Source organism: Nonomuraea rosea, assembly GCF_039539705.1.
In the GTDB taxonomy this organism is placed as follows: domain Bacteria; phylum Actinomycetota; class Actinomycetes; order Streptosporangiales; family Streptosporangiaceae; genus Nonomuraea; species Nonomuraea rosea.
Map to the genome: position 1 here is coordinate 181,938 of NZ_BAABDQ010000004.1, position 16,776 is coordinate 198,713.

The following is a 16,776-nucleotide window of genomic DNA, read 5'->3' on the forward strand; positions in this document are numbered from 1 at the left end:
ATCGTCGTCCCGCGGTCGCGGGTGACGAACGTATGACTCCGCCCGGCGGCGGAAATCATCGCTGCTCGGCGAACTTTTGCCCGGCAAGATCACCTCTTACGACACAATGCTGTGAAATGAGCTCCCCCCAACCTCCGAATCCGCACGAGCAGGCGGACTTCCGCCGGCTGTGGGGGGGATCGGTCGTCAGTCAGCTCGGGTCGGCCGTGGGCATGGTGGCTCTGCCGATCGTCGCCGTCCTCGTGGTCGAGGCCTCCGCGTTCCAGGTCGCCCTGCTGGCCGCGCTCACCGCGATCACCACCGCGCTCCTGGCCTTCCCGATGGGCAGGCACGTCGAGTTCAGGCGCAAGCGGCCCATGATGATCGCCACGGACATCGTCAGGTTCGCCGCCCTGGCCAGCATCCCGATCGCGGCGGCCGGGCACGCGCTGACCTTCACGCACCTGTGCGTGGTCGCGGTCGTGAACGCCACGTGCCTGATCGCGTTCACCGCCGCGTCCCAGGCGCACCTCAAGGCGCTGGTCTCCGCCGAGCGCCTGATCGAGGCCAACAGCCGCCTGGAGTCCACGCGCTGGCTCAGCATCACGGTCGGCCCGTCCGCCGCGGGGGCGCTCATCGGCCTGCTCAGCGCCGTGGGCGCCCTGGTCGTGGACGCCGTGTCCTTCCTGTTCAGCGCGCTGGCGATCAGGACCCTGCGCACCCCTGAGCCGGACCCGCCGGTGCGCGAGGCGGGCGCGTCGCGACGGGCGGAGCTGTTCGCCGGCTGGCGGTTCGCCTGGGGGCATCCGACCCTGCGCCGGATCCTGATCTCCTGGGTGACCTTCGCCGGCGCCAGCTCGATGGCGGCCTCGGTTTCGGCCGTCTTCTACCTGCGTGACCTGCGCTTCGAAAGCTGGCAGTACGGGCTGCTGATGGGCGTCCCCTCGCTGGGCGGCTTCATCGGCGCCCGGTTCGCCCCCCGGCTGGTGGCCAGGCTGGGCGCCGTCTCCGCCCTGTGGTGGGCCAGCATGCTGCGCGGCCCCTGGTACTTCCTGATCCCCGCCGCCGTCCCCGGCACCGCGGGCCTGCTGATGTGCGGCTTCGGGTTCGGCATGGTGCTGCTGTTCGCCGGTGCGGCGAACTCCACGATGGTGAGCTATCGCCAGCTGGAGACGCCCGACGAGCTGATGGCCCGGGTCGCCACGCTGTGGTCGTTCGCCACGACGGCCACGCAGCCGCTGTTCATCCTCCTCGGTGGTCTGGTGGCGACCTGGGCCGATGCTCGTACCGCGATGTTCGCCGCGGCCGGCCTGATGTGCGGGGCCGCGCTGCTGCTGCCGCGCGGGGGCGGCGTCACAGGTCGGTGGCGATGATCCGCTCGATGTTCCGCTCGGCCAGCGCCGTGATGGTGACGAACGGGTTGACGGTGGTGTTCCCGGGGATCAGCGAGCCGTCGATGACGTACAGGCCGGGGTAGGCGGTGAGGCGGCCGTAGTTGTCGGTGGCCTTGTTCAGCACCGCTCCGCCGAGGGGGTGGTACGTGAGATGATCGCCCCAGATCTTGTAGATGCCGAAGAGGTCGGTCCGGTAGATCGTCCCCTCCTTGGAGTTGATCTTGTCGAAGATCGTCTTGGCCATGTCGATGGACGGCTGCTTCCAGGCGGTCTGCCAGCTCAGATCGACCTTGCCCGTGGCCGCGTTCCAGGTGAACTGGGCGCGGTTGGGGTTCCTGGTGATGGACAGGTAGAACGAGGCGAAGGTCTCGATGCCGGTGGGCAGCGGCGCGACCTCGGCGAACGCCCCTCCGGCGGCCCAGTTGTCGATGCCGGAGCAGGGGATGGTCGACTGGAGGCTGCCCGTCGGGTCCCACAGGTGGTTCGCGCGCCCGCACATGACGTTGCCGTTGTCGCCCCAGCCCTTGCCGACCTCGCCGTTCAGCGCGGGCAGCGCGCCGGTCGCCTTCAGCTTGACCAGCAGCTTGCTGGTGCCGACGCTGCCCGCGGCGAAGAACACCCGCTCCGCCGTCACGGTCTTGGTGGCCGTGGTGTCGCCGTTGGTGGCGAGCTGCTCGATGACGACCGTGTACCGGCCACCGGCCGCGGGGGTGACGGAGGTGACCCTGTGCAGGGCCGAGACGGCGACCCTGCCGGTGGCCGTGGCCTGGGCGAGGTACGTCCGCTGCAGTGACTTCTTGCCGTGGTTGTTGCCGTAGAGGATCTCGCCGGCCAGCGCGGACTTGGTGACGGTGCCGGCCGCCTCCTGCTTCATGTAGTCCCAGTCGTAGACGTCGGGGACGAAGACGAACGGGAAGCCGGAGCGCTGGGCGTGCTTGCGCCCGACTCTGGAGTACTGGTAGCAGGCGGTGGTGTCGAACCAGGCCGGGTCGATGGTGCCGACCCCGAGCCCGGCGTTGGCCCGCGGGTAGTAGACGGAGTACATCTCGTCGGCGTTCACCGAGGGGAGGACGGCGCCGAAGTTCTCGCGCTTGGGCGTGACCGCCATGCCGCCGTTGACCAGCGAGCCGCCGCCGACGCCGCGGCCCTGGTAGACCGTGATGCCACCGAACTCCTCCGCGTCGAGGATCCCGGTGTAGCGGGGGATGTCCCGGTCGATCGGGAACCCGAGGAAGTAGTTGAGGGGCGCTTTGGTCCTGGTACGCAGCCAGTACGACCGATAGTCGGGCTCCCGCGTGTTGCAGAAGATCTTGCCGTCCGAGCCGGGCGTGTCCCAGGCCATGCCCATCTCGATCATGTGCACGTTCACGCCGGCCTGGGCCAGGCGCAGGGCGGCGACGGCTCCTCCGTACCCGGTGCCGATCACCAGCGCGGCGACCTGGGCTCCGTCGGCGATCGGCGGTGCGGCCACGGCGGCGGCGGCGCGGCCGCCCAGGGCCGCGGCCCCTAGGAGAGAGCCGGTTCCGGCGATGAACCCGCGGCGCGTGACGCCCCACGAACCCTGACCGGCCGAGGTGTTGTCGCTCACGAGACCCTCCTCACTTTGGACGCGGCTATCGCCTTGCGGAGGGCGATCGGCCGCTGGGCAGCCTGCACACGGTGTCGAGGCCCAGCACGTGGTTCAGCCGGCCGAAGGCCAGCCAGGAGCCGATGCTCATGCTCAGCTCGACGATCTCGAGCTGGCTGTAGCGGGCGGTCATCCGCGCCCAGAATTCTTCGTCGAGTCCGTGGTGGTCCAGGGCGTAGCGCTCGGCGTACTCGGCGGCCAGGCGGGTGCGCTCGTCGAAGGCCTCCGTGGTGCGCCACTGCTCCACCGCGTCGGCGAACTCCTCCTCGACCCGCTCCCCGTCACGTTCCGTCCGCCAGTCGAGGCAGAAGGCGCAGCCGTTGATCTGGGCGATCCGCAGCCGTGCGGCCTCGAACTCGCGCAGCCCGAGCGTCGTGTGCGTGTAGACCGACATGGAGAACTTCGCGGCGGCGATCCCGATGCCGGGGACCATCTCGCCCCATACGTACTCGATGGCGTCCTTGTCCTCGGGGATGTCGATCTTCACGGCCGTCTCCTTCCGAGCCTGCCGGTCGCGGGGCGCAGCGGCACGTCGAGCGCGTCGTAGAGCCCGGGTTTGGCGTCCGCGAGCCAGTCGATGGCGCCGACCAGGCGGCCGACGGCGGTGGCGTTCCCGCCGGCCGAGCGGTTGCCGTCCTCGTCGGTGGCCTCGACCGTGACCTCGATGCGCGGGCGGCCCTCGATGATCACCCGGTGCGCGCCGACCCCGTCGGGCGGCACCGGCCAGTCCGGCGCGCAGGACGGGTGGATGCGGGTGACGTGCTCGATGACGATGCGCGGCTCGCCCTCGACGACGCCCTGCACCTCGAACCGCACCGCGCCCTGGGTGCCCGCCTCGAACTCGCCCATCGTCCTCGTGCTCACCGTGGACTCCAGCGGGCGCCGGTCCAGAGTCTCGCGGATCTCGTCGAGCTCGACGCCGAGCGCTCTGGCCATCAGGCGTACCTGGCCGCCCCACACCATGGTCGGGACCGTCGGCGCGATCATCGGCGGCTCGTAGTCCATGGGCTGGCCCATGCCGACCAGATACCGTACGGCGTCGGGCTGGTCGTAGGTGGAGTAGTCGAAGATCTCCTGGCAGCGGACCGCGTCCACGACGGTGCCGAGGCCGCTGATCAGCAGGGGCAGCACGTCGTTGCCCCAGCCGGGATCGACGCCGGAGACGAACAGCGAGCCGCCGCCCTGCTCGATGGCCTCCAGCACCGGCTCCCGCAGCTCGGGCGGGGCGTTGCGCTGGTCGTAGAGCGCGTACAGCGAGGGTGTGACGACCACCGCGCCGGCCCTGATCGCCCTGACGATATCGGCGAGGGCCTCGTCGGGGCGGATGTCGCCGGACGCCGCGTAGATCACCGCGCGCGGGCTCGCGGCCAGGACCGCGTCGACGTCGCCCGTCGCGGCGACGCCCAGGGTGCGGCCGAGCCCGCCGAGGTCGCCCGCGTCGCGGCCGACTTTCTCCGGATCGTGTACGAGCACCGCCGCGAGCCGCAGCCCCGGATGGGCCTCGACCGCGCGGATGGCCGCTCGCCCGATGTTGCCCGTGCCCCAGACAACCGTGGTCATCATGGGCGGAGCGTAGCAAGCGCTTGGTTAGGTGTATAGAGCTGATCGTGTTGGGAGGTGGGGCTACTGGCTACCACCCCTGAGGCCCCACCTCCCGGCGGCTGACAGCCCGCGTGCTCGGCAAAGAGGCAAGTGACGTCAGCGCGGATCGAACCTTACTACGGCCCGGAGGAAAATCCTTATCCGGAGGTATGGATCTGTCCCGCTCTGGGCGAATTATTTCTTCGACAAAGACGTCCGACTGCGTAATCCGGCTGCGCCATCGCAGGTCGAGACGGGAAAAGCCGGGGAAATAAGCAAACTCCCGGTGCAGACTGGCTCGAACCGCACGCAAACCTCTAAGGTCATCCCTGTGCGGGCTCCTACCGGCCTGAGAAACATCGGCAAAGAGGCAAGACAAGCGAGCGACAATGCGAAATACTTTCAGCTTTTCCTTCGAGGAGTTGGTGGCGATCGCCATCATCTTCCTGATCGGCCTCGCCGCCGTCAGGATCGCCTACGCCGTGCCCATGACCCAGGTGCGCGCGCTGCTGGCGCTCGCCCTCGTGGCCGGCTCCTTCCTCGTCCTGCTCCACGTCATGCGCGGCTCCTAGCAGGCATGATGACCTTTCCCCTGCCTCCGAGACGGGCCGGCCAGCTCAACTTCTGGAGCCGCCTGTCCGACGTCGAACGCCGGGCGCTCACGCGCATGGGCGCCGAACGACACGTTTTCACCGGCGACACGTTGACCGCTCCCGGCGGGCCGGCCATGACCATTCTCCTGGACGGCTGCTGGGTCCGCCTGCAAGCGGGAAGCGTGCCTACCAGTCGCTGCGTCATCGATATGGCCGCGCCCGGCGACCTGGTCAACGCCTTGCACGCGACCACCCCTGAGAGCCCGCAATGGCTCGGGCAGATGGCGGACATATTCGGAGTCGTACTCACGAAAGGAAAGATTCTCGAAATCTCCGGCGCCGTCATCCAGATCGTGCTCGGGGACCTGCCGAACATCCTCAATCTCGTCGAGCAGTTGCAGAACGACCAGCTGCATTTCACCCGGCAAATGCACGCGTCCAACCGGCTCGACCTCGGCACCCGGCTGGCCCGCCTGCTGCTCAACGTGCTCTACCGGTTCGGGGAGCGTCCTGTCGGGGGCCGCAACCTCCTCGCGCCTCCGCTCTCGCAGGCCGACCTGGCCGCCTGGATCGGCGCGAGCGAGACGTCGGTCGGGCGCGTGCTCAGGGGCTGGCGGGCCGCGGGCCTGATCCACGTCGGCTACTCGTCCCTGGCCATCCTCGACCCCAGGGCCATCAGAGACCTGGCGAACTCACCCGACATGCCGTTCACGAGATTCCCCGCGACCAGGGATCGCAGGCAGGCGGGCGGTCCCTTGAGCGGTATCGGGGGCGGTACAGCCGACGGCGCCGCGCGGCCCAGGGCCGCGGCGGGCCTCGACCTCGACGCCTACCTCCCCCCTGGCCTCCGACCCGGCGGCCGGTAGGGCCAGCACTACCGTGGAAAGGGCCGTGAGCAGGGTCGAGCCGGCCCGGTTCGCGCCCGTAGCGTCGTCCCCATGAAAGCCCTCCAGCGCCTCACCGCCGACACCCGCTATGTCCTGATCGGTTTCCCGGCCGCCATCATCCTGTTCGCCGCCGTCGTCACCGGGGTCGCCGCGGGTATCGGCAGCGCCGTCGCCTTCATCGGCCTGCCGATCCTGGCCGCGACCGCCGCCCTGGCCCGCAACTTCGCCGACGTCGAGCGCGTCATGCTCCCCGGCGTCCTCGGCCACCCCGTGGCCCGGCCGCAGTACGCCGCCGTCCCCGCGGGCGCGGGCCCCCTGCGCCGGCTGCTGAACCCGCTGACCAGCGGCCAGGCCGCCATGGACCTGCTGTACGGGATCATCGCGTTCCCGTTCGCGATCGTGTCCTTCGTCCTGGTCGTCGTGTGGTGGGCGGGCGCCGTCGCCGGGCTCACCTTCCCCATCTACGGCTGGCAGATCGCCGCCATCCCCGGCTCCGAGATCACCCTGCCCTGGCAGCTCGGGCTCGGCGACAGCGACCTGCTGTTCGTCGGCTTCTACACCGTGGCCGGCGTCCTGTTCGCGCTGACGCTGCCGGTGGTGGTCCGCATCGCGGCCCTGCTCAAGGCCAGCATGGCCCAGATCATGCTCACCCACGCCGCCCAGCCCGCGCCGTCGTCGTCCCTGTACGGCGACCCCGCCTGGTCGGCGAGCCGGTAGAGCCGCCGGTGTTCCGCACACGATCCCTCGTCAGCCGGCGTGTCCCTTCTGGACACGCCGGCTCTTTCGTGGGCGGGATCATCAGGAGAGAAGGTCGCGGACGAGCCGGTCGTAGCGGGCGCGATCCACGTTCCCCGCCTCCGTGTGCTCGCCCTGCGCGAACTCCTCCAGCTGGATCCGCCAGCCGAGCCTCCTGCCCACCGCGACGAGCTTTCAGCTCCGGGGGGTGACCTCCGGCGCGGGCTCCCCGGCCGGCCGGTAACCGAGGCGGCCACGGGTCGCGACGAGCACCAGGAGCGCTGCCGTGGCGCCCGCGAGCAGGGTGACGCGGGACGCCTGCTCGGCGGTGGCGAGCGACGGGAACATGTCCGAGTAGGCGATCGACATGAAGTTGTTGACGCTGACGTGCAACAGCATGATCAGGGGCAGGCTCTGGCCGGTCCGGTTGAATACCCAGGTGACGACCACGCTGAAGACACAGGCGAAGGCGATGAACTCGCCGACCCGCATCCAGGTGAGGTCCGGCCACCCGCCCCACTCGCTCAGGAACAGCGGCAGGTGCCAGCCGCCCCACAACGGGCCGAGAATGGCGGTGGCGCCCAGCGGGCCGAACCTGCGCTGCAGGCGGGGCAGGGCGAAGTCGCGCCAGCCGGGCTCTTCCGCCAGACCGGTGGTGACCATCTGGATCAGCAACCCCGGGAGGTAGGCGGCCAGCACGGCGACGGGCGGCAGCCGGATGTCCCCGTCGGAGACCGCGAGGGCGGCGGCGATGATGGCGGCGGGAACCCCGAGAGCGGCCACCAGATACCAGACCCAGCTGACCCGCCACTTGGTCATCCGCCCGATCCACCGGCGAAGGCCCTCCCTGCCGTCCGCGACCGCGGTCACGATGAACGCGGCGAGGATCGGGCCGAGATAGGCGCCGGGAAGGACGCCGGCGAACTGCGTGGTGCCGAGCACCGAGGGAAAGGTGAAGTCCAGAACGCCCAGGCCGGTCGCCGAGAGGATGTAGGGCAGCCAGGCGACCCAGCTCATCAGGTTGGCCAGGACGAAGAAGCTGACCAGCGGGCGGCGGCTGATGAAACCCCGGAGTCCGGTCCGGCCCGGACGCTGCTCGGCCCCCGGCGGGCTGTCGACTGCCATTTCGTTTTCCCCTCGGAGGAGCGCGTGACTGACGATGATCAGCACATCAGCCGCGGGCCCTCCCGGTCGTTCCCGCGTACGGCCCAATGGGGGTACAGCTAGGGGTACCAATCACCCGGTGATCTGCGCCCGCCCCCGAGCTCCGACCACCACGATGAGGGACAGCGCGGCGAGGCCGAAGGCGGCCAGCATGATGACGGCCATCGAGACCGGGCTGCCGTCGCCGAGCAGACCCGACAGGGGCGAGGCGGCCGCGCCGAGGACGAACTGGCTGCCGCCGAGCAGGCCGGAGGCCGCTCCGGGAGCGTCGTGGCCGAGCGACTGGACGATGGTCGTGGTGGCCGGCAGCGCCGTGCCGAGGCCCGCGACGGTGACGAACAGGCAGGCCCAGGTGGCGGCGAAGGAACCGCCGGTCGTGATCAGCGACGCGACCAGGGCCGCCGTTCCGGCGCCGGCCACGGCCAGTCCCGCGACGAGCAGGAGGTCCACCCGGACGCGGGCGGACAGGCGGCCGAACAGGACGCTGGAGGCCAGCATGCCGAGGGCGTTGGCGGCGAAGACGAGGCTGTACCGCGTGGCGGAGAGGCCGTAGACGACCTGGAAGACGAACGTCGAGCCGGCGATGTAGGTGAAGAGCGCGGCCCCGGTGAAGGAGGAGGCGAGCACGTACCCCACGAGGGCGCGCCGCCCGGCGAGCATCGCGATGGCCTTGATCACGCCGGTCACCCCGCCCGATCGCCTGCGGGCGGCGGGCAGGCTCTCCGGCACCCAGGCGAGGATCCCCGCGATCAGCAGGACGCCGAAGCCCGCCAGCGCGGCGAAGACGAGTCGCCAGGAGCCGAGGCCGAGGATGGCCCCGCCGAGCACCGGCGCGGCCACCGGGGCCACGAACACGATCGCGGACAGGGTCGCGAAGCGGCGGCCCGCCTCCGGAGTGCCGTGGAAGCGGTCGGTGAGCACGGCCCGGGCGACCACCATGCCCGCCGCCCCCGCGACGCCCTGTAACAGCCGTGCCGCGTCGAAGATCTCGATGCTGGGGGAGACGGCGCAGGCCAGCGACAGCACCGTGAACAGCGCGGCGCCGGCCAGCAGGACGCGGCGGCGGCCCACGGCGTCGCTGACCGGGCCCAGGAGGAGCTGCCCCGCGGCGAGCCCGACGAGAAAGGCCGTCAGGGACAGCTGCACCGAGGAGGCCGTGGTGCCGAAGGATCGGGCCAGGCCGGGGAGGCCGGGCACGTACATGTCGACGGCCAGCGGAGCGACCGCGGTGAGGGCCGCGAGCACGAGGACGAGCCGGCCGGTGTTCTGGGACATGGGTGAGCTTAACGATCCGAAGGGTCCATGCGAGCACTAGTCATGAATGATCCCATTCGAATACCATCGGCGCTGACCGTCCCCATGCACATCTGTCAACGGTCAGGTTGCGAGACCCGCCGTACGTGTCGCCGGTCTGTGCTGGGCAACCCGACAGCTCTTCCAGCAGGCTCCACCGTGTCGTGCCGCGGCATGCCGCGCGCCGAAGGAGGACGGATGCGCACACCCGACCTGTACCTGCGCAGTATCGGCGTCCATCTGCCACCGGTGATCAGCATCGACACGGCGGTCGCCGAGGGCCGCTACCCGGCCGCCGACCGCGACTACTTCCGCCTGGGCGGCGCGGCGGTGGCCGGCGACGTACCGGCTCCGGAGCTGGCGCTGCGCGCGGCCCGGCACGCGTTCGAGCGCTCCGGCGGCCTGTCACCGCGCGACCTGGACCTCATGCTGTACGCCGACGTCTGGCACCAGGGCCCGGAGGGCTGGCAGCCGCAGTACTACCTGCAGCAGCATCTGATCGGCGGCCACGTCCTGTCCGTCGAGGTGCGGAGCGGCTGCTGCGGCATGTTCAGCGCGCTGCAGCTCGCCGCCGGATATCTGCGGCCGGGCGGCACCGCGCTGCTGGTCGGCGCCGACAACCACGGCACCCCGCTGGTCGACCGCTGGCGGATGATGGAGGGCTACGTGGTGGGCGACGCCGGATGCGCGCTCCTGCTCACCACCGACACCGGTTTCGCGCAGTTGCTGTCGGTCAACGTGACCGTGCTGCCGGAGGCCGAGGCGGTCAACGACGGCGGCGTGCCGATGTTCCCGCCGGACGCGACCGTGGGGCGCCCGCTCGACTTCGCCGCCCGCCACCGTGCCTTCCGCAAGCGCCTGCTGGACCGCGACGGCGCCGGCGTCATGCTCTCCATCCAGGCGACCCTGATGGAGCTGGTCGACCGCACCCTCAAGGAGGCGGGGATCACGGCCGACGAGGTGGCGCGCGTGGCGTTCCCGCACGGACGCTGGGACAACGTGGAGGAGCGGGCGGGCTTGTTCGGGCTGACCCTGGCAGACACCACCTGGGACTACGGCGCCGGCATCGGTCACCTCGGGGTCAGCGACCAGTTCGTCGCCCTCGACCACCTGCTGGCGAGTGGGGCGCTGGCGCCCGGCGACTACGTGCTGCTCGTCGGGGTGGGCGCCGGTAAGACCTTGGCCTGCGCCGTCCTGCGCATCCTCGACCTCCCCAGAGAGCCCGGCTGAGCGCCGCGGCGGCAACAGGCCCGGGCGATCCTCGGGATCATCCCGCTCGCCGTCTCCGGCTCGTCATCCCTCTCGCGGTCTCCGGCTCGTCAACCCGGGCTGACGACGCGGTTGAGCAGGACCATGAGCTGCCGCAGTTCGTCACGGTTCAGCACCGCCAGCGGGGTCTTCTCCAGCGCCGTCCGTACCAGTTCGTCGCGAACCTCGCGGCCCTTGGCGGTCAGCACCAGGACGCGAGAGCGGCGGTCGGCCGGATCCACGGCACGCTCCACCAGGCCCCGGTCGGCGAGCTGGTTGGTGATGAAGGTCAGGTTGGGGGCGTTGCAGTACAGGCGCTCGGCCATCACCTTCATCGAGGGGGCCGGCTCGGCCGGGTCGATGGCCCACAGCGCCTGGAACGTCGCCGGTGTCAGGGCGTGCTTCGCCAGCGCCTGCGTGATCAGGTCGTTGGTACGCATCCAGATGTCATGGGTCGCGGCGACCACCGCGGTGAGCTCGGGCGTGGTCATGCCCGCATTCTACCGATGCTTCGAGTTTCGAAGGATCGTGCTAGCGTCGATGCTTCGAGACTCGAAACAATGGAGGATGTTGTGACCGACGACTATCGCGGCGTCACCGCGCTCGTCACGGGCGCGTCCAAGGGGCTGGGGCGGGCGTACGCGCTGGAGCTGACGCGCCGGGGAGCGCGGGTGATCCTGCTGGCCCGTTCGGACGAGACCCTGCGGGAGCTCGCCACACAAATCCGGGAGCAGCACGGCAGGCCGGACGCCGAGATCATCACCGGCGACCTCGCCGCTCCTGATGGTCCGGAACGAGTCCTGCGGGAGCTGCGTGACCGCGGCCTGACCGTCGATCTGCTGCTCAACAACGCCGGCGCCGGCAGCGCGGGCCCATTCCTCGGCCGCCCGCTCGAGCCACAGCTGCGCTCCGTCGGGCTCAACGTCGTCGGCCTCATCGCGCTGACCCACGCGATCGGGTCCGAGCTGGTCGCCCGCGGCTCCGGCGGCATCATCAACGTCTCGTCCACCGCGGCCTTCCAGCCCATGCCCTACCAGGCCAGCTATGCCGCGACCAAGGCGTTCGTGCTCTCTTTCACCGAGGCGCTGGCGGAGGAACTGCGCGGCACCGGCGTCCATGTCATGGCCGCGCACCCCGGCGCGATCGCGACCGGCTTCTTCGACGGCACCTCGGCCACGATCGACTCCCGGGTCGCCGACGCGCCGGCCACGGTCGCGGCTCGTACGCTGAACGACTACGCCCGGCGACGCGCGGTCTCCTACCCGGGCCGGGCCGTGAACCGGGCGATGACCTGGCCCGCGCGCCTGCTGCCGCGCACCGTCGTGGCGCGGCTCACCGGCGAGTTCAACCGCCGGCTGCGCCTGCACGAAGTCGTCGACCTTGCCTAGCACGCCAGCGACTGGGCTGTCCCTCGGTGGCGGCGATGCGGCTTCACTGTGAGCGCGGCCGGTAAGCGGCGGATCCCGGGCAGGGTCAGCCCGATGTGCTGGAAGCTTCGGGCGCTTTATACGGCCCTTGTCGTCGGGGTTCTCCTCCTCATACTCGCCGTACCACCCGTCCTCCTCATCGGGATCGCAGGCGTCCCAGGTCTCCTGGATCTCCGCCAAGGCAAGAGTGATCTCGCAACCCGCTCGCTCCGCCGCAGCCCGCAGGAGGGCGCCTCGCGCGGCGTCGGAGCCCTTCAACCGTGACCGGCTCAGCCCGCGGGCGGTGTACTCATGGTCGAGGAGATAGGCCAGCCGCGCCGGCGGATCCCCCTTGCGAGAGCCGTACGGGAGGACGACCGGGGTGGCGAAGTGAGCGAGAAGACCGGTCGTGAGCTCGCTGACCAGCGGATTCTCGGCCACTGCCCGGCTGTCTCCTGCCAGGAGCAGGTTGTAGGTGAGGGTGACACGGTTGCCTGTTTTGATGGGAAGAACCTGGTGCCGGCAGTCGGCGTAGAAGGCCACCAGCGAGGCCGCGGTCTTCAGCCCACGATATTTCCTGGACCGGGCCTGGTGCTCGACGACGAGCTCACCGCCGGTGTGCGCGGACGGCAGCGTCACCACCAAGGTCGCGACCATGGCGTCGTCCTTCTCGGACTTCTCGGAGTCCTGGTGTGCGAGGAAGAACTGCCCGGTCTCGTACAGGAGCATGGAGTGCAGCTCCGGCGTGAGCTCGCAGTGCGGCGGCAGCCCCAGTTCCGCGCGCATCCCGTCGAGGACGGCTGTGAACGCTCCCGTCCACTCGATGCTCACCAGCTCCTTGGGGATCTCCCAGGTGTCGCGCACCTCCGGGTCGATCAGGGTTTGCTCGCCCCGCCCGAACCGCGCACGGTGGCCGAGCCCCCGCAGCTGGACGGCCTGCTCATCGGGAATGGGAAACCGCAGCGGACCGACTCCATCGACCGCCACCGACAGATCGGTTACGGGAAGTTTTCGATAGACGCTGGACGCGGCGGGCTCCGTCGACGCATCGAGCAGTTCGGCCACTCGTTCACGAGCCATGCCGGGCACGGAATCCCCCTCGGGGCGTTCAGGAATGCCGTCCGCGGATGCCGAAGGCCACGATCGGAACCTCTACGCGTCTTACATCGGCCTGTGGGATGTCACGTAATTCCGCCAACTGATCACGGGAGGAGGCGGCGTGCGAGTTGTTCGGCGTTGAGCGCGCGGATGGCATCGTCGACGGCTTCCCGGTCGGTGAGATCGATGCCACGGTCGGTGAGGGCAGCGGCGATCTGCTTGGCGGGGCCCCAGGAGGTGTCGTCATCGAACGCCTGGCCGAACTCGCGAAGGTGGGCGTCGACGGCGTCGACTACCGGGGTGATCCAGCGGGGATCGACGCCGCGCTGGTCGAGGGCGTACGCCAACCACCGGCGCAGGACGTCGGGAAGGGCCGCGCGCTGGGCGGCATCGAGAACGGCCTTGCGCGGCAGCCAGTCGGTGAGCAGCAGCATGACCTCGTCCGGGCTCCAGGCCAGCGGGCCGGAAATCATGTAGCCCTCGCCGTAGTCCAGGAACAGCTCGGCCAGTGACCTGCTTACCTCGTCGTCCAGGTGGTTGGTGGTGGTGAACTGCTGGATCAGACGGTGGCGTTCGGCCTCGGGCAGACTGTCTCGTTCGGGCCAGCCGGGCAGGTGGTCGCGGCAGCGGGACCAGGCCAGCGCCCGGTTGTCGACGAAGTCCTCGTCGTCGTTGCGCGGCCAGGTGATGTCGGTGGTGCGCAGCGCATCGGCCAGGTCGGCGAGCACCTCGGGCGCCGGAGCCTGGCGGATCGGCATGGGAACCTCGTCGGATTCGTGTTGCTGATCCCACTGCGCGGCGGCGCCGGGCTCCAGGATCGCGATCTTGCCGATCATCAGCCCCCCGGGCTTGAGGACCTGGGCCATCAGCGTGTGGGGGTGCGGGCCGTCGTAGTCGATGAGCAGCACCTGTTCGCTGTCCCACACGTCCACCGCTCGCCACGCCGACGTCGCGGTCCATGCCGTGTCCGCGGATGTGGCGGTGTGCCAGGGCGGCAGCGGCTGGGTCTCTTCCAGGATGTCGATCGTCTCAGCCAGCATGGTGATGTCGGTGGCGGGCGCGACCCGCGCCAGCGCGGCGATCGCGGCCAAGCCGTGCGGTGAGGGCGTGGTGGATGCCCGGCCGGTCACCTCCATGCACAACCGATGCTCGGCCTCGCGTTCGCTCAGCTCCGCAGTCACCCATGCTTGGCCGAGCCAACTGCTGGCCCAGGTCTCGGCCATCAGCGGATCGGCCAGGCCGGTGAGCTGCCGGGCATCACGCAGCAGCAGGTCTGATCGGCGCGGAGGGAGGGGCGAGCGACGGACCGGTTTGCTGCTGGTGGCCTTGCGGCGGCCGCGGCTCTTGGGCATGCTCCAGTCCATCACACCCGGCGACCGCGCCGCATTCTGACCGGGCGGGCAGATAGGCCGCGTAGCCGCAGGCGGATGACCACTCGTTGCGACGACCGTGGCCTATGTCGAGCCGAACCAGTCGGGTGCAGCGCCGGTGAGCTCGGATTCCGGCAGTGCGACGCCGGCCTTGCCGAGGCGTTCGATGAGCGTTTGTGCGCTGGTGGGCGAAGTCCTCGCCGCAGAACGAGAAGAGCACCGTGCTGTCGAGCTCGGTGGGTATGGGCAGGGAGTACAGGCCTTTGATGATGTCGAGGCCCATCGTGATGCCGGTGCCGGCGGCACCGGCTTCGGCTCGTCGTACGGCATCGGCCAGGAACGCCTCGACGACCTCGTCGAGGATTTCGTCGGCGACATCGTAGGGCTCGACCCAGCCCTGCCCCGGCTGGTAGCCGGTTCGTCCGGACAGTACTTCGATGTCCAGTTGCATGATCGAGGTCCGGAGCTCTTCGGCGAGCCCTCCGGGTATGGTCTCGACCGCCTCTCGAGCGATCGTCTCGGCCTCGTCCCGCAGCTCGGGATGTGCGGCCAGGAGCTTGCCGAGGACGAGAACGGCCTCGTGGCCGGAAAGGTGAGAAAGAGCAGTCACACGACTCCAATCAAGCGGGGGAACCGTGGCCTCGCAGTCGGTGAAGCGGCCGACAGGAGTGTGCAGGAGCACGCGGACGTTTGTGGCGAAGCCCACTACCGTGCCGGTCACGCCGTGCGATGCGAGGGACGGATGCTGTGGTTCACCCGGACTCGGTCACCGGCCTCTCCCGACGTCGTCGACTCCGCGGTGCCTAGCGGTTTCGCCGTTCGGATGCCTTGGGGTGGCCGGCCGCGACCCTGGTGAGCCAGATGGTCGTTTCGGTTTCATCGATGGCGTACCAGATGCGTCCTCCGGAGGTGACCTCGTATTGCCACTGCTCCAGATTACGGTTGTCGTGCTTGACGGTGCCCAGCGATCCGGACAGTGGGTGTTGCCGGTCGTCGACCCTGCGTGGATCTTCTGTGAGGTCCAGCCAGCATCGGTCGCAGTTGCCGGGCACTTGCGAGCGTAGTTCGCGCCATGCCTTCCAAGCTTTGGCGCTGGCGGCTCGTACGATCCATCCGGTAGGTCGGCGGATCTCTTCGCCACGGCCGCTCACTCGGCGCCATCGACGGACTGCCCGCCGCTGCCGTCGAACGGATCGGCGAGGTCACGGGCGATCTCAGGATCGCTCCAGGCCAGAGCGGTGGAAGTCCATGACCGGCGGGCCCGGGCATAGGGCAGGAGCTCCCCAGTGTCCGCTCCGGCCAGCAGGTGAGCGAGGAGCTCGCGGACACACTGCAGCCGCTCGTGCTCCGGAAGCCAGGTCAGCCACGGGAGGTCCTCGGCCAGGGCCTCTTCTGCCAGGACTCGATGGGAACGAACCACGATAGTCATAGATCGGGCCAGCGTGAGGAGAGCAGCACGGGCTGCTTGGTAGCGCTCGTCGCGTACTAGCCAGACGTTTTCGGCGTCTCGACGCTCGAGTAGCACGTCGGCAACGTCGAGCTCGGGGAAGACCTCGTTGCGGTCACGAGCCAGCGCGCTGAAAGGGAACGTCTTCATGCATCTAGACTACCCATCGAGTGCATCACTAATGCAACACTAATGTTGAAGCGCGAGGTGGAGACGCATCCCCGCCCGTCCGAGCATGAGCGCGCGAGCCCGCCGCCGGCGCAGAGCGGATAGGCGGTTTGGCGCTGGCGATCGCACGCAAGGTTTGTCGTAGCAGCGCCGGTGCGGGCTCAGCTCCGCGCCCCGGACGTCCACGACATACAACCCGTCGCCCGTACGGATCGCACGGCCGAGCCGCCGCAAGCGCGCTTGCCACCTGCGCTTCCTCCCCGGCGATCCACTCGTCCAGTGCGGTGACGATCTCCTCGCGCCAGCCCACGCCCCACCCCGCCCGCCGCTGACCGCCAGGTGGCTTCTGTAGCCATCGTCGCGCTGTTGCGGTCGAACAAGGCCACTGTGTCGTTCGTCGGCCCGGCTCTTCACCGACAGCGGGCTTTAGGTTCCCCGACTTGAACCCCTCAGAGCCGAGAGAAAGCAAAAGCGCCAGGTCAAAGACCTGGTGCTTTTCATAAGACTGGTGTCCGAGGGGCGATCACCACCGGACGCACATGGCCCACTGCTATCCCCAGCCCAATACATCACATACGCGTAATTTACGCATCTATGTCCTTGAAATCCCGGTTGAGTGAACGGCCGGGCGTTCGCATACTCTGCGAACTGCAGCGGAGTCGCTGGCCAATTCGAGCGTAGACACGAGGGAGCGTTCCGCGCCAAGTGGGTAAGTACGATGGACCTTGCCCAGTATGGCACGGGCTGCGTATGGTCCCGTTCTATCCATTGGTGGCTATACGTGTG

Annotated in this window: 16 protein-coding genes and 1 pseudogene; 6 read left to right on the forward strand and 11 right to left on the reverse strand. The window is 69.5% G+C overall.

Translation table 11 applies throughout. The features are described from left to right. The first annotated feature begins 116 nt into the window (after nt 1–116). Nucleotides 117–1,352 carry an MFS transporter gene (locus ABEA43_RS11855; protein ID WP_345561093.1) on the forward strand — a complete coding sequence of 412 codons (1,236 nt, stop codon included), beginning with the start codon at nt 117–119 and terminating at the stop codon, nt 1,350–1,352. Here ABEA43_RS11855 and ABEA43_RS11860 read toward each other — a convergent pair. Genes ABEA43_RS11860 through ABEA43_RS11870 form a run of 3 tightly spaced genes read right to left on the reverse strand, consistent with a single transcriptional unit; the run spans nt 1,333 to nt 4,563 of the window. Beyond that, entirely contained in the window at nt 1,333–2,961 is a 1,629-nt protein-coding gene (locus ABEA43_RS11860) for a GMC oxidoreductase (RefSeq protein ID WP_345561094.1), read from the reverse strand. The genes ABEA43_RS11855 and ABEA43_RS11860 overlap by 20 nt on opposite strands. Nucleotides 2,962–2,986: 25 nt before the next feature. After that, complete coding sequence (locus ABEA43_RS11865) at nt 2,987–3,487, reverse strand: carboxymuconolactone decarboxylase family protein (RefSeq protein WP_345561097.1); 501 nt, start codon at nt 3,485–3,487, stop codon at nt 2,987–2,989. Continuing rightward, complete coding sequence (locus ABEA43_RS11870; RefSeq protein ID WP_345561099.1) at nt 3,484–4,563, reverse strand: NAD(P)H-dependent amine dehydrogenase family protein; 1,080 nt, start codon at nt 4,561–4,563, stop codon at nt 3,484–3,486. Before ABEA43_RS11870 ends, ABEA43_RS11865 begins: the two co-directional genes overlap by 4 nt. 443 nt (nt 4,564–5,006) lie before the next feature. Between ABEA43_RS11870 and ABEA43_RS11875 the strand changes: the two genes are divergently transcribed. From ABEA43_RS11875 to ABEA43_RS11885, 3 genes are all read left to right on the forward strand, one after another. Then, nucleotides 5,007–5,153 (forward strand): hypothetical protein, encoded by a 147-nt coding sequence (locus ABEA43_RS11875; RefSeq protein WP_345561100.1) that lies wholly within the window; start codon nt 5,007–5,009, stop codon nt 5,151–5,153. A gap of 5 nt (nt 5,154–5,158) precedes the next feature. Then, a complete protein-coding gene (locus tag ABEA43_RS11880) occupies nt 5,159–6,040 on the forward strand; it encodes a Crp/Fnr family transcriptional regulator (protein WP_345561101.1) in 882 nt (293 codons plus the stop codon). 72 nt (nt 6,041–6,112) lie between these two features. After that, the gene (locus ABEA43_RS11885) at nt 6,113–6,778 is read left to right on the forward strand and encodes a sensor domain-containing protein (RefSeq protein WP_345561103.1); all 666 of its coding nucleotides are present in this window, start codon (nt 6,113–6,115) and stop codon (nt 6,776–6,778) included. Nucleotides 6,779–6,991: 213 nt separating this feature from the next. Here ABEA43_RS11885 and ABEA43_RS11890 read toward each other — a convergent pair whose 3' ends face one another. After that, the gene (locus tag ABEA43_RS11890; protein WP_345561104.1) at nt 6,992–7,921 is read right to left on the reverse strand and encodes a CPBP family intramembrane glutamic endopeptidase; all 930 of its coding nucleotides are present in this window, start codon (nt 7,919–7,921) and stop codon (nt 6,992–6,994) included. A gap of 111 nt (nt 7,922–8,032) precedes the next feature. Beyond that, nucleotides 8,033–9,235, reverse strand: coding sequence for a multidrug effflux MFS transporter (locus ABEA43_RS11895; RefSeq protein ID WP_345561106.1), 1,203 nt, complete (start codon nt 9,233–9,235; stop codon nt 8,033–8,035). Nucleotides 9,236–9,451: 216 nt separating this feature from the next. Here ABEA43_RS11895 and ABEA43_RS11900 point away from each other — a divergent pair, with 216 nt between their 5' ends. Next, nucleotides 9,452–10,483 (forward strand): ketoacyl-ACP synthase III family protein, encoded by a 1,032-nt coding sequence (locus tag ABEA43_RS11900; RefSeq protein ID WP_345561108.1) that lies wholly within the window; start codon nt 9,452–9,454, stop codon nt 10,481–10,483. Between the two features lie 89 nt (nt 10,484–10,572). Here the strand turns inward: ABEA43_RS11900 and ABEA43_RS11905 are convergent, their stop codons facing one another. Further along, nucleotides 10,573–10,992, reverse strand: a complete 420-nt coding sequence (locus ABEA43_RS11905; RefSeq protein ID WP_345561110.1) for a MarR family winged helix-turn-helix transcriptional regulator — start codon at nt 10,990–10,992, stop codon at nt 10,573–10,575. A 69-nt stretch (nt 10,993–11,061) separates the two neighbouring features. On the opposite strand from ABEA43_RS11905, the gene ABEA43_RS11910 reads away from it, so the two are divergent. After that, nucleotides 11,062–11,889: an SDR family NAD(P)-dependent oxidoreductase gene (locus ABEA43_RS11910; RefSeq protein ID WP_345561111.1), complete on the forward strand. Its 828-nt coding sequence runs from the start codon at nt 11,062–11,064 to the stop codon at nt 11,887–11,889. A 498-nt stretch (nt 11,890–12,387) separates the two neighbouring features. Here ABEA43_RS11910 and ABEA43_RS68160 read toward each other — a convergent pair. The 5 genes and pseudogenes from ABEA43_RS68160 to ABEA43_RS11930 all read right to left on the reverse strand — a co-directional run. After that, nucleotides 12,388–12,987: pseudogene (locus ABEA43_RS68160) on the reverse strand (2OG-Fe(II) oxygenase); the annotation flags it as partial. Nucleotides 12,988–13,109: 122 nt separating this feature from the next. Further along, entirely contained in the window at nt 13,110–14,357 is a 1,248-nt protein-coding gene (locus ABEA43_RS11915) for a hypothetical protein (RefSeq protein WP_345561114.1), read from the reverse strand. Further along, nucleotides 14,263–15,096: a hypothetical protein gene (locus tag ABEA43_RS11920; protein WP_345561115.1), complete on the reverse strand. Its 834-nt coding sequence runs from the start codon at nt 15,094–15,096 to the stop codon at nt 14,263–14,265. The genes ABEA43_RS11915 and ABEA43_RS11920 overlap by 95 nt, the downstream gene beginning before the upstream one ends. Before the next feature lie 82 nt (nt 15,097–15,178). Then, nucleotides 15,179–15,427 carry a hypothetical protein gene (locus tag ABEA43_RS11925; protein WP_345561117.1) on the reverse strand — a complete coding sequence of 83 codons (249 nt, stop codon included), beginning with the start codon at nt 15,425–15,427 and terminating at the stop codon, nt 15,179–15,181. 95 nt (nt 15,428–15,522) lie between these two features. Then, a complete protein-coding gene (locus ABEA43_RS11930; protein ID WP_345561119.1) occupies nt 15,523–15,972 on the reverse strand; it encodes a hypothetical protein in 450 nt (149 codons plus the stop codon). Nucleotides 15,973–16,776 lie beyond the last annotated feature (804 nt).